Below are 13,113 nucleotides of genomic sequence, written 5' to 3'. Positions count from 1 at the left end.
GGTTAACAGCGGAGTCCGCAGTTAAATAAAAGGAACAACATGACTTACATGAAATTAACGGCGGCTAAACACATTGTTTTTTTATATATTTATTTGTAATCCAGTTTTGGAAAAACGCCAGTTTTCAAACGAAAGTCAGTTAAAAATCTGCCGGGATATGACGAAGGTTGAGCGGGGAAATAAACGGCCCATCCATGAGGAATGGGCCGTGAAAGGAGATTACGCGACTGGGCGCGCAATAATGCTGCGGGTTTCCATGCGGACTTCGGCAATGGTGACGTCAATAACGTCAGTCACTTTGTAAGCCGTTTCACCTTTAATTTGTACAGTGCCGTTTTCCTGGCTGCAAACCAGTTCATCGCGCACAGCGTGTAAGAAAGGTGCTGGAATAAAGGCGATAGCGCCGTTATCAACCAAACGAACACGCATGCCGCCACGGCTGATATCGACAATTTCCGCCGCGAAACGGGTGTCGGTCCCGGCTTTGTCTTTCAGGAAGCGTGCGTATAACCAGTCGCCAACATCACGTTCTGCCATCCGGTTGAGACGGCGACGCTCGGCCATTTGGACAGTGATTTCATCCTGTGGACGCGTCGCAGTTTCGCCTTTGATAACCGCTTTCAGCAGACGGTGGTTGATCATGTCGCCATATTTACGGATCGGCGAAGTCCAGGTGGCGTATGCTTCCAGACCGAGGCCAAAGTGAGGACCGGGTTCAGTGCTAATTTCAGCAAATGACTGGAAGCGACGAATGCGGCTGTCGAGGAAACCAGTTGGTTGCGCATCCAGTTCACGACGCAGTTTGCAGAAACCGTCCAGCGTGAGCACTTCTTCAGCATCGACATGCAGACCGTGCGTTTTCAGCAACGCTGCCAGCGCGTCGGCATTCGCCGGATCAAAGCCCATATGCACGTTATAGATGCCAAAACCGAGCTTATCGCGCAGTACGCGGGCCGCACAAATGTTAGCGGCAATCATCGCTTCTTCGACGATACGGTTGGCAATGCGACGAGGCTCGGCGACGATATCCAGCACTTCACCTTTTTCACCGAGAATAAAGCGGTAATCCGGGCGATCTTTAAACACCAGTGCGTGGTTATGACGCCACTCGCCGCGGCGTTGGCAAATTTGTGCTAGCAAACGGACTTGTTCGGCAATTGCTTCGCTTTCAGGCTGCCAGTCACCGGTATTTTCCAGCCAGTCAGAAACCTGGTCATACACCAGCTTCGCTTTGGATTCGATGGTGGCGGCAAAGAATTCGATATTATCTTCAATGGTGCCATCAGTGGAGAGCGTCATGCGGCATGCCAGTACCGGGCGGACTTCATTGGCGCGCAGTGAGCAGAGATCGTCAGAAAGCTCGCGAGGCAGCATAGGGATGTTGAAGCCAGGCAGATAGTTGGTGAATGCGCGAATTTTCGCGGCTTTGTCCAGCTTGCTGCCTTCAGCAATCCACGCGGTTGGATCGGCAATCGCCACAATCAGCTGAAGTTTGCCATCCGGTAACGCCTTGGCGAAAAGGGCGTCATCCATATCTTCTGTGCTGGCACTGTCGATGGTGACAAAATCCAGCGCAGTCAGATCTTCACGAACCAGACCTTCATCGAGCATTTCGGTAGCGACGCCGTCTGGTGCTTCTTTTTCCAGATTATGACGCGCAAGGGTAACCCACCACGGTACAAAGTGATCGTCACCAAAAGTGATGTATTGTGTCAGTTCAGCATAGAAAGAACGATCGCCTTTCAGCGGATGACGGCGCATTTCGGCAACCGCCCAGTCGCCTTCTTTAAACTCGTGGTTCAGGCCACGGGCTGCGCGGCAAGGAATGGCGTCTTTTAAGAGTGGATGATCAGGAACGATGGCCAGACGGTCATTTTTGCCCTGAACTTTACCCACGAAACGAGTCAGGAACGGTTCAACCAGTTCTTCTGGCTCTGCGGATTCACGTTCTTTTTCACTGTGGATCACCGCGATAATTCGGTCGCCATGCATGACTTTTTTCATCTGCGGCGGCGGAATGAAATAACTTTTTTGCGCGTCGACTTCCAGGAAGCCAAAGCCTTTTTCTGTGGCTTTTACCACCCCTTCAGCGCGTGGCGTCTGGGAATGCAGTTGCTGTTTAAGCTGCGCTAGCAGCGGGTTGTCCTGAAACATAATTGTCTATTTTGGTGGCCATTAGAGCGGCTGACAGTTTTACGCGAATCTGTCTGACGCGGCAAGGTTAATATGTCTCACCCAACGCGATTTTTAAGCGATTTATCCAGCCACACAGCCCGCTCCATACCAGCAGATTAATAATCTGCGTTGATGATTTTTCGTGTTCGAGTAATGGGCTGAACTGGGCGGCGCTAAAGCGATCGGGTGCTCGGGTCAGCCATTGTATCGCCTGAACGGTAGCGCGCTCAACAGAATGACGGTCAGCCCATCGGTTAATTTCATTTTCGCCCTTGCGCAGAAGGGGGCTGATTTTTTTATATTCATTTGATGAATTCATACAGGCGGCAAAACAAGCAGGACTGCCATTTATCCGCGCGCATAACAACGCCGCAAGCTGATTATCCGGCTGTGTATTGACCCGTGTGCTGTTTAACAACTTTTCGAGAAGGGAAAGTGAAATAGGGTGGAGAGAGAGTGTGTTGGCCAGTTGGCAAAGTTCTGCAGTTGAACTTTTTGTGTGCTCTTCAGGGAGTTTTTCCACCTCATAGCTGCTTCGCCAGCGTATTGATTCATCAGCAAACAGTGACGCGTCGGCGTAGTTTTGTATCTCCAGACCGGGTAACCAGCGTACCGGATGCCCGAGATAAGCCTGAAATGTCGCAATTGTCCGCGCCTGAAAGCCAATAAAACCAATGATTTGGTTAATGATCACACAGTCACAGACAGTAAGACCAACGTCATTCAGATGCTGGCGCGATCGGTTGTTGATAATAGAAGGCGAGCTAGCCAGTTGGCGGGCATATTGCGTGATTTGTGCCAACCGATGATTACTTTCCCTGGAGGAATCAGGCCCGGGGAGCGGCGTAAGTCGCGCCGAATAGTAGTTACATAACCGTTGGACGCCGCAAACCTGAGCAACCGTCAGGGCCGTCGACAAGCGTTCATAAGCGGTGAAGGTCTGTGAACGGGTCACGGTAAGCTGGTCAGGGAACAACTCTACTGCAAGAACGCGCGCAGGGACCAGCCATGAAAGGAAGGGTGCCAGCGTTTCTTCATCAAGGATCACGTCGAGCAGAAAGGGATCGCTGACCTTTGCGGCTTCCGGGACCAGAGGCAGAACGTCATACTCCGCAGTACTGGATTGCGTTTCATGATACCAGTGGCTTTTGCCGGTGATGTGGCGTTGTTCCATGGGCGCTCCTTGGTCGTAAAGGAAATCGTTATCCTGACGCAAGGCGGGAAGGGGAGAAAGACGGATCGGCGATAACAAATATCAGAAAGGTATAACAGAGATAACGGGCGGCAGAACGCCGCCCAATATTTACCAACAGAACGATTATTTCAGTTCGAGTTCGTTCATTGCAGCGATGCTGAAACCGCCGTCAACGTGGACCACTTCACCGGAGATACCGGCAGAGAGATCGGAGCACAGGAATGCCGCGGAGTTACCCACATCTTCAATAGTAACGGTACGGCGAATCGGGGTAACGGCTTCGCAATGAGCCAGCATTTTGCGGAAGTCTTTGATACCGGAAGCCGCCAGAGTACGGATCGGACCAGCAGAGATGGCGTTAACACGCACACCTTCCGGACCCATCGCGTTCGCCATATAGCGCACGTTCGCTTCCAGAGACGCTTTTGCCAGACCCATAACGTTGTAGTTCGGGATAGCGCGCTCAGCGCCAAGGTAGGAAAGGGTCAGCAGGGCAGAACCCGGATTCAGCATGGAGCGGCAAGCTTTTGCCATTGCAACGAAGCTGTAGGAGCTGATGTCGTGAGCAATTTTGAAGCCTTCACGGGTAACGGCGTTAACATAGTCACCATCCAGCTGATCGCCAGGTGCAAAACCAATAGAGTGTACGAAACCGTCAAATTTCGGCCAAACTTTCCCCAGTTCAGCGAACATGGTGTCGATGCTGGTATCTTCGGCAACATCGCACTGCAGAACGATGTCAGAACCCAATTGAGCGGCAAATTCTTCTACGCGGCCTTTCAGTTTGTCGTTCTGGTAGGTGAATGCCAGTTCAGCTCCTTCGCGGTGCATCGCCTGAGCGATACCGTAGGCGATGGACAGTTTGCTGGCAACACCGGTTACCAGAATGCGCTTACCGGAAAGAAAACCCATAGCTTTAATCCTTATTGTTGATGCTTGTTGTGCCTGAAAATCAGGCGATTCGTCGTTTTAGTAAACAGTACGAACAGATAAACGGTTATTATAATCAACCTGGCTGTGGGTGGCTATAGTTGCGCTTTCTGTAGCGGAGAGAAGCTGCGGTACAGAGCATTTTGCGTTATCTACTCCTGACGCCTGCAAGGGGGAGGTTGGGGAAATATCTTATAGAATCTGACTTTGAAACTATTCGTATTAGCTCCTATAAGTTTGATGATGAAAACAGAACTGGCGACAACAAGTCGCTGCCTTTCTGATGAATTGACCCCAACTTAATATTGTCAACTATCTTCACAGAATCTCCACAATCTCTTCATTATCAGAATATGCACCATGAATAAGATAAAAATACTTTCCATTACTTTGGAGAAACGTATAATCAGCAAAAATGAGAACGATCATTCTCACCAAGTGATAGGCCAGGAGACAGAAATGACCAGCAAGCTGGAGATACGCCACAAACAGCGTCAGGATGAAATCATTAACGCCGCCCGTCGGTGTTTTCGTCGCTGCGGATTTCATGCCGCCAGTATGTCGCAAATTGCCAGCGAAGCTCAGCTTAGCGTGGGTCAGATATATCGTTACTTCGCCAACAAAGACGCCATTATTGAAGAGATGGTTCGCCGTATCATCGACTTTCGTATTGCCCAAATGGACATTGACGCGCGTACCGATCACTTTCCGGAAGTTCTTGCCTTGCGTAAATCCTTAAATGAGGACGACGACGCGCTGATGCTGGAAGTGGCTGCAGAAGCCACACGCAACCCGCGGGTGATGGCAATGCTTGAAGAAGCTGACGCCAGAATGTTCGCTAACGGTTGTGCTCATATGAAAAGAATGCATCCCCATCTTAGCGACGAGCACATTCGTTGCTGCGTTGAAGTGTTTGCTACCATGATGGAAGGTACGGTTTATCGTCGTTTAACACCGCAAAAAAGCGATCCACAACATCTGCAGGAAATATATCAGGATATTGTTAGTATGTTGATAAATAAATAAGAACAGAATTAACCAATAGCGGGGGATATTAATCCCCCTTATTTCATTGCGAAATTCATTTCGCGATGCGGGTTCGTTATAACTGAATATCCCTGACATATCCTCATTAATTTCAATGAGGAGGGTATTTCTCACCCTGGAGAAAATAATGAAGTATATAGCAACATCTGTAGTGGCAATGCTGCTCTTATCGGGTTGTGATAATACGCATACGCAAAGTAACAATTCATCCCCGTCAGAAACAGAAGTCGGCGTTGTTACACTCAAATCTCAACCGGTTTCGGTAGTCAGTGAATTAACCGGACGCACCAGTGCTGCGCTCAGTGCTGAAGTACGTCCGCAGGTTGGGGGAATTATCCAGAAACGCTTATTTAAGGAAGGTGATCTGGTCAAGGCTGGACAGCCTCTCTACCAGATTGATGCGGCCAGTTATCAGGCTGCATGGAATGAAGCCCGGGCAGCATTACAACAAGCACAGGCACTGGTAAAAGCCGATTGCCAGAAAGCGCAGCGTTATGCCCGACTGGTGAAAGAGAACGGTGTTTCACAACAGGATGCTGATGATGCTCAGTCTACCTGTGCACAAGATAAAGCCAGTGTAGAGGCGAAAAAAGCCGCACTGGAAACTGCGCGCATTAATCTTGACTGGACCACGGTAACCGCACCGATTTCAGGGCGCATTGGCATTTCGTCGGTAACCCCTGGCGCACTGGTGACCGCGTCGCAAGATACAGCGTTAACGACTATTCGTGGTCTGGATACAATGTATGTCGACCTCACTCGCTCCAGTGTCGATTTATTACGTCTGCGTAAACAGTCACTGGCGACCAACAGTGACACCATGAGCGTCTCACTTATTCTGGAAGATGGCACAACCTACAGCGAAAAAGGGCGTCTGGAACTCACCGAAGTCGCTGTAGATGAGTCTACCGGTTCGGTGACATTACGGGCAATTTTCCCCAATCCACAACAGCAGTTATTACCGGGAATGTTTGTTCGCGCTCGTGTCGATGAAGGCGTGATGGAAAACGCTATTCTCGCGCCTCAACAGGGCGTTACGCGCGATGCTAAAGGCAATGCAAATGCGCTGGTGGTGAATAAAGACAATAAAGTAGAGCAGCGAACGCTCGAAACGGGAGAAACGTATGGTGATAAATGGCTGGTGCTGAACGGCCTGCACAACGGCGACCGACTGATTGTTGAAGGTTCTGCCAAAGTCACTTCAGGGCAGACCGTCAAGGCTGTTGAAGTTCAGGCTAATGGAGGCAATGCCTGATGTTTTCGCGCTTTTTTGTTCGCCGCCCAGTCTTTGCCTGGGTTATCGCCATTTTGATTATGTTGGCGGGGATTCTGGCTATTCGCACATTGCCCGTCGCGCAATATCCTGACGTTGCACCGCCGACCATTAAAATTTCAGCCACTTATACTGGTGCTTCTGCCGAAACGCTGGAGAACAGCGTGACTCAGGTTATCGAGCAACAACTCACTGGGCTTGATAATTTACTCTATTTCAGCTCAACCAGTAGCTCTGATGGTTCGGTCAGTATTAATGTGACCTTTGAACAAGGTACCGATCCAGATACTGCACAGGTTCAGGTGCAGAATAAAATTCAGCAGGCGGAGTCGCGCCTACCCAGCGAAGTGCAGCAAACGGGTGTTACGGTGGAGAAGTCACAAAGCAACTTTTTGCTGATTGCTGCCGTGTATGACACCACTGACAAAGCCTCCAGTTCGGATATCGCCGACTGGCTGGTCAGTAACGTTCAGGACCCGCTGGCGCGTGTTGAAGGTGTGGGGAGTCTGCAAGTCTTTGGCGCGGAATACGCTATGCGCATCTGGCTCGACCCGGCCAAACTGGCGTCTTACTCGCTGATGCCTTCAGACGTGCAAAGTGCTATTGAAGCGCAAAACGTGCAGGTTACTGCCGGGAAAATAGGGGCATTGCCTTCACCGGATACTCAGCAACTGACCGCAACGGTACGTGCGCAGTCTCGTTTGCAGACGGTGGATCAGTTCAAAAATATTATCGTGAAAAGCCAGTCAGACGGCGCAGTTGTTCGTATAAAAGATGTGGCTCGCGTTGAGATGGGCAGTGAAGATTATACCGCTATTGGCAAACTTAACGGTCACCCGTCTGCCGGGGTTGCTGTAATGCTTTCGCCCGGTGCGAATGCGCTGAATACGGCGACGCTGGTCAAGGATAAGATTGCCGAATTCCAGCGGAACATGCCGCAGGGATACGACATCGCATACCCGAAAGACAGCACTGAATTTATTAAAATCTCCGTAGAGGATGTAATTCAGACGCTGTTTGAAGCCATCGTATTGGTGGTTTGCGTGATGTATTTATTCCTGCAAAACCTGCGTGCCACACTGATTCCGGCGTTAGCTGTCCCCGTCGTTTTGCTGGGCACATTCGGCGTTCTTGCGTTGTTTGGCTATTCGATTAATACCCTGACGTTGTTTGCAATGGTGCTGGCGATCGGCTTGCTGGTGGACGATGCCATTGTGGTGGTAGAGAACGTCGAACGCATTATGCGTGACGAAGGGTTGCCCGCGCGTGAAGCCACGGAAAAATCAATGGGCGAGATTTCTGGCGCACTGGTTGCCATTGCGCTGGTGTTGTCAGCCGTATTCCTGCCGATGGCCTTCTTTGGGGGATCTACGGGCGTAATTTATCGCCAGTTCTCCATCACCATCATCTCCGCAATGCTGCTTTCCGTGGTGGTGGCATTGACCTTGACTCCCGCCCTGTGCGGTTCCGTCCTCCAGCATGTTCCGCCACATAAAAAAGGCTTTTTCGGCGCATTTAACCGCTTTTATCGCCGTACTGAAGATAAATATCAGCGAGGCGTAATTTATGTCCTGCGCCGTGCAGCCCGAACGATGGGGCTTTATGTCGTGCTGGGCGGTGGAATGGCTCTGATGATGTGGAAACTGCCGGGCAGTTTCTTACCCACTGAAGACCAGGGCGAAATCATGGTGCAGTACACGCTGCCGGCCGGGGCGACCGCTGCCCGTACAGCAGAAGTGAATCGCCAGATTGTTGACTGGTTCCTGATTAACGAGAAAGCAAATACCGATGTCATCTTTACCGTTGATGGTTTCAGTTTTAGCGGCAGCGGACAGAACACCGGGATGGCGTTTGTTTCGTTGAAAAACTGGTCTCAACGTAAAGGGGCAGAAAACACCGCCCAGGCTATCGCCCTACGGGCAACCAAAGAGCTGGGCACAATTCGTGATGCCACGGTATTTGCGATGACGCCGCCAGCCGTTGATGGGCTGGGGCAAAGCAATGGTTTTACGTTTGAATTGTTAGCTAACGGTGGAACCGATCGTGAAACACTGCTGCAAATGCGTAATCAGTTGATAGAAAAAGCGAATCAAAGTCCGGAGTTACATTCTGTACGCGCCAATGATTTGCCACAAATGCCGCAATTGCAGGTAGATATTGATAGCAATAAAGCGGTGTCATTAGGGTTGAGTTTGAATGATGTCACCGACACCCTGTCCAGTGCGTGGGGCGGTACTTATGTGAATGACTTTATTGACCGTGGTCGTGTGAAAAAAGTCTACATTCAGGGCGACAGCGAATTTCGTTCCGCGCCGTCAGACTTAGGTAAATGGTTTGTGCGCGGTAGCGATAACGCCATGACACCATTCTCTGCTTTTGCGACCACCCGCTGGCTGTATGGACCGGAAAGACTGGTGCGCTACAACGGCTCGGCAGCCTATGAAATTCAGGGCGAAAACGCGACTGGCTTTAGTTCCGGCGATGCAATGACAAAAATGGAGGAACTGGCAAACAGTCTTCCTGCGGGAACAACCTGGGCCTGGAGTGGTTTGTCATTGCAGGAGAAACTGGCCAGCGGTCAGGCATTAAGTCTGTATGTAGTTTCTATTCTGGTGGTTTTCCTCTGCCTTGCAGCACTGTACGAAAGCTGGTCAGTCCCGTTCTCGGTCATTCTGGTGATCCCTCTGGGGCTTCTTGGCGCGGCGCTGGCGGCCTGGATGCGTGATTTAAACAACGATGTTTACTTCCAGGTGGCGCTATTAACCACTATCGGCTTGTCGTCGAAAAACGCCATTCTGATTGTGGAATTTGCTGAAGCGGCGGTTGCAGAGGGCTATTCCTTGAGTCGTGCGGCATTACGCGCGGCGCAGACTCGTTTACGCCCAATCATCATGACCTCGCTGGCGTTTATTGCGGGGGTAATGCCGCTGGCGATAGCAACCGGCGCAGGGGCGAACAGCCGCATCGCCATTGGTACGGGCATTATTGGCGGCACGCTGACCGCTACATTACTGGCCATTTTCTTCGTTCCTCTGTTTTTTGTACTGGTGAAACGTTTGTTTGCCGGTAAACCGCGCCGTCAGGAGTAAGTTATGTTGCGTCGTTCTCTTATTTTTCTGGTGTTGTTGAGTGCGGGATGTGTCTCGCTCGATCCTCACTACAGTACGCCTGAATCCCCAATCCCGGCGACCTTGCCGGGAGCACAGGGCCAGGGGAAGGCAATCAGCCATGACTGGCAGCAGGTGATCCACGATCCCCGATTGCAGCAGGTAGTAACCATTGCACTGAACAGTAACCGCGATGTGCAAAAAGCGATTGCTGATATTGACTCAGCACGGGCGCTCTTTGGGCAAACTAATGCGTCGTTATTTCCGACGGTGAATGCGGCCTTAAGTTCGACTCGCAGTCGTTCGCTGGCGAATGGTACGGGAACAACTGCCGAGGCTGACGGCACGGTGTCCAGTTATACGTTAGATCTGTTTGGTCGTAATCAGAGTTTATCTCGGGCGGCGCGGGAAACCTGGCTTGCCAGTGAATTTACAGCCCAGAACACTCGTTTAACGCTGATTGCTGAAATCAGCACCGCCTGGCTGACACTGGCGGCTGATAACAGCAACCTGGCCCTGGCAAAAGAAACGATGGCCAGTGCAGAAAACTCATTGAAAATTATCCAGCGCCAGCAACAGGTTGGCACGGCGGCAGCGACAGATGTCAGTGAGGCGATGAGTGTTTATCAGCAAGCGCGCGCCAGCGTTGCCAGCTATCAGACACAAGTGATGCAGGATAAAAATGCGCTGAACTTACTGGCAGGTACAACGCTTGCGGAAAATCTGCTACCGGGAACACTGGAAAGCCTGCCGGAACAAATGATAAGTCTGGTTCCTGCGGGAGTATCATCTGATGTTCTGCTGCGTCGCCCGGATATCCAGGAAGCGGAACATAATTTGAAGAGCGCCAATGCAGATATTGGCGCGGCGCGGGCTAACTTTTTCCCGACGATTTCGCTGACTGCCAGTGCCGGTGTTGGCAGTGACGCGTTGTCGTCGTTGTTCAGCCACGGAATGCAGATCTGGTCATTTGCGCCATCGGTCACATTACCGCTGTTTACTGGCGGAAGTAATCTGGCGCAGCTTCGTTACGCAGAAGCACAAAAGCGTGGACTCATTGCCACCTATGAAAAAACCGTTCAGAGCGCATTTAAAGATGTCGCTAACGCACTGGCGCGGCGGACCACGCTTGAAGAGCAACTGGATGCACAGCGCCAGTATGTTAAAGCTGAACAACAAACGGTCGATGTTGGCTTGCGTCGCTATCAGGCGGGTGTTGGTGATTACCTGACCGTGTTGACGGCGCAGCGCAGCTTGTGGAGCGCACAGCAGGAGCTGCTGGCACTGCAACTGACTGATTTTACAAACCGAATCACGCTCTGGCAGTCGCTGGGCGGCGGCATGTCATCACTCAAGTAAGGAATAATATGGCTAGAGTCTCTCTTTCATGGGCATTGATTCTTGGTCTTTTAGCCGGTATCGGCCCGATGTGTACTGATCTTTATTTGCCGGCTTTGCCGGAGATGTCTGAGCAACTGGCGGCAACCACGACCATAACGCAATTAACCCTGACCGCATCACTGATTGGTCTTGGCGTCGGACAACTGTTATTTGGCCCTCTGAGCGACAAAATAGGGCGTAAACGTCCGTTAATCTTGTCGTTGCTATTGTTTATTGTTTCTTCCATTTTGTGCGCGACAACGAACAATATTTACTGGCTGGTGGTCTGGCGTTTTATTCAAGGGATCGCGGGGGCGGGTGGTTCGGTGCTCTCTCGTTCTATTGCTCGTGACAAATATCAGGGAGTAACGTTGACCCAGTTTTTTGCGCTGTTAATGACGGTGAATGGCCTGGCACCGGTGTTGTCGCCAGTGCTGGGCGGGTACATTGTTAGCACTTTTGACTGGCGCACTTTATTCTGGGTAATGGCTGAAATTAGCACCGTACTGTTGCTGGGCTGCCTGTTATTTATTAATGAGACCTTGCCAGAAAATAAAAGGGGCTCATCATTGCTATTAACCGGACGAAGCGTGGTGCAGAACCGCCGTTTTATGCGCTTTTGCCTGATTCAAAGTTTTATGCTGGCCGGTTTGTTTGCATATATCGGCTCTTCGTCGTTCGTGTTGCAGAAGGAATTTGGCTTTAGTCCAATGCAATTTAGCCTGGTGTTTGGCCTTAACGGCATCGGACTTATCATTGCTTCATGGATCTTCTCGCGCCTGGCGCGACGGATTAACGCGATGACATTGTTGCGAGGTGGCCTGATAGCGGCAATTTTGTGTGCATTGCTCACGGTCTTATGCGCATGGACACAATTGCCCATTCCGGCACTGGTGGCATTATTTTTCACCATCGCATTTTGTAGCGGCATCGGCACTGTTGGCGGGGCAGAGGCTATGAGTGCAGTAGGGACGCAGGAATCTGGAACGGCGTCTGCGTTGATGGGGATGAGCATGTTTGTCTTCGGCGGTATAGCCGCGCCATTGTCGGGAATTGGCGGAGAAACACTGTTAAAAATGAGTCTGGCAATTACGGTGTGTTATACGCTGGCATTGCTGGTTGCTCTCACCAGAATCGACAATCAAAAGTAATGAACACCTCATCCTGAGGGGGGCCTGTCAGGATGAGGTGCAAAACACTAACGGTCCTTACGCCACGCATCCGCCGTCAATGCTTCGCCAAAATGACCGGCGATCAGCCGTTTGGTGAGTTCATGCAGCGGCGATGCCAGCACATCTGCGGTGCTGCCTCGCTCGACAACCTCGCCCTGATGCATCACCAGCACCTGGTCGCTAATGTGCTTCATCATTCCGATATGCTGGGTAACATAAATATACGAAATGCCCTGTTTTTCCTGTAACTCCAGCATCAGATTAATCAACTGCGAACGCATCGACATATCCAGTGAGGCGAGGGCTTCATCGGCAATAATGACTTTTGGGCGCAATATCAGCGCGCGCGCCAGACCCAGACGCTGTTTTTGCCCGGGTGCTAACATATGCGGATAGTAACTGACGTGATCCGGTAGCAGCCCAACCATACGCATCGTTTCAATAATCTGTTTGCGACGCTGTTCCGGTTCCAGGTCGGTGTTCAGGCGCAGTGGAAAATCCAGAATTTGCGAGATACGTTGACGGGGATTCAACGAGGTGGAAGGATCCTGAAAAATCATGCGAATACGCTGACTGCGGAAGGAATAATCGCCAAAATGCAGCGGATGATCGTCAATCAATAACTCGCCGCTGGTAGGTTCTATCATTCCCGCCAGCATTTTTGCCAGCGTGGATTTACCCGAACCATTCTCGCCGATAATCGCCAGTGTCTGGCCTTCACGTAGCGTAAAGCTCAAGGGTTTTACCGCTTCTACGGTCTGACGACGAAACCAGCCGGTCCGGTAGCGGAACGTTTTACTTAAATTACGCACTTCAAGTAGCGTTTCGATCATC

9 protein-coding genes and 1 pseudogene are annotated in these 13,113 nt (G+C 51.0%); 6 read left to right on the top strand and 4 right to left on the bottom strand.

Annotated elements, in window-relative coordinates:
* Nucleotides 1-39 precede the first annotated feature (39 nt).
* A pseudogene (locus C4F37_RS17520) lies at nucleotides 40-143 on the top strand (hypothetical protein).
* 76 nt (nucleotides 144-219) lie between these two features.
* Here C4F37_RS17520 and rnb read toward each other — a convergent pair.
* From rnb to fabI, 3 genes are all read right to left on the bottom strand, one after another.
* Nucleotides 220-2,154 carry an exoribonuclease II gene (rnb, locus tag C4F37_RS17515; protein WP_000485012.1) on the bottom strand — a complete coding sequence of 645 codons (1,935 nt, stop codon included), beginning with the start codon at nucleotides 2,152-2,154 and terminating at the stop codon, nucleotides 220-222.
* 67 nt (nucleotides 2,155-2,221) lie between these two features.
* Nucleotides 2,222-3,349 (bottom strand): carboxymuconolactone decarboxylase family protein, encoded by a 1,128-nt coding sequence (locus C4F37_RS17510; RefSeq protein WP_001538699.1) that lies wholly within the window; start codon nucleotides 3,347-3,349, stop codon nucleotides 2,222-2,224.
* A gap of 144 nt (nucleotides 3,350-3,493) precedes the next feature.
* Nucleotides 3,494-4,282: an enoyl-ACP reductase FabI gene (fabI, locus tag C4F37_RS17505; protein WP_000506492.1), complete on the bottom strand. Its 789-nt coding sequence runs from the start codon at nucleotides 4,280-4,282 to the stop codon at nucleotides 3,494-3,496.
* A gap of 477 nt (nucleotides 4,283-4,759) precedes the next feature.
* Here fabI and C4F37_RS17500 point away from each other — a divergent pair, with 477 nt between their 5' ends.
* The 5 genes from C4F37_RS17500 to C4F37_RS17480 all read left to right on the top strand — a co-directional run bounded on the left by C4F37_RS17500 (nucleotide 4,760) and on the right by C4F37_RS17480 (nucleotide 12,258).
* Nucleotides 4,760-5,326, top strand: a complete 567-nt coding sequence (locus tag C4F37_RS17500; RefSeq protein ID WP_000202113.1) for a TetR/AcrR family transcriptional regulator — start codon at nucleotides 4,760-4,762, stop codon at nucleotides 5,324-5,326.
* 148 nt (nucleotides 5,327-5,474) lie between these two features.
* Nucleotides 5,475-6,602: an efflux RND transporter periplasmic adaptor subunit gene (locus C4F37_RS17495; RefSeq protein WP_001538700.1), complete on the top strand. Its 1,128-nt coding sequence runs from the start codon at nucleotides 5,475-5,477 to the stop codon at nucleotides 6,600-6,602.
* Nucleotides 6,602-9,709, top strand: coding sequence for an efflux RND transporter permease subunit (locus C4F37_RS17490; RefSeq protein WP_001538701.1), 3,108 nt, complete (start codon nucleotides 6,602-6,604; stop codon nucleotides 9,707-9,709). The genes C4F37_RS17495 and C4F37_RS17490 overlap by 1 nt, the downstream gene beginning before the upstream one ends.
* A gap of 3 nt (nucleotides 9,710-9,712) precedes the next feature.
* A complete protein-coding gene (locus tag C4F37_RS17485; RefSeq protein ID WP_001538702.1) occupies nucleotides 9,713-11,086 on the top strand; it encodes an efflux transporter outer membrane subunit in 1,374 nt (457 codons plus the stop codon).
* Between the two features lie 8 nt (nucleotides 11,087-11,094).
* Nucleotides 11,095-12,258 carry a multidrug effflux MFS transporter gene (locus C4F37_RS17480; RefSeq protein WP_000135019.1) on the top strand — a complete coding sequence of 388 codons (1,164 nt, stop codon included), beginning with the start codon at nucleotides 11,095-11,097 and terminating at the stop codon, nucleotides 12,256-12,258.
* A gap of 47 nt (nucleotides 12,259-12,305) precedes the next feature.
* Here C4F37_RS17480 and sapF read toward each other — a convergent pair whose 3' ends face one another.
* Nucleotides 12,306-13,112: a peptide ABC transporter ATP-binding protein SapF gene (sapF, locus tag C4F37_RS17475; protein WP_000573407.1), complete on the bottom strand. Its 807-nt coding sequence runs from the start codon at nucleotides 13,110-13,112 to the stop codon at nucleotides 12,306-12,308.
* Nucleotide 13,113: the final 1 nt, after the last annotated feature.

Origin of the sequence: Escherichia sp. R1, assembly GCF_003000935.1 — a bacterium.
In the GTDB taxonomy this organism is placed as follows: Bacteria; Pseudomonadota; Gammaproteobacteria; order Enterobacterales; family Enterobacteriaceae; genus Escherichia; species Escherichia coli.
Note: the sequence above shows the minus strand (reverse complement) of the source record. Positions and strands in the feature narration are given on the sequence as shown.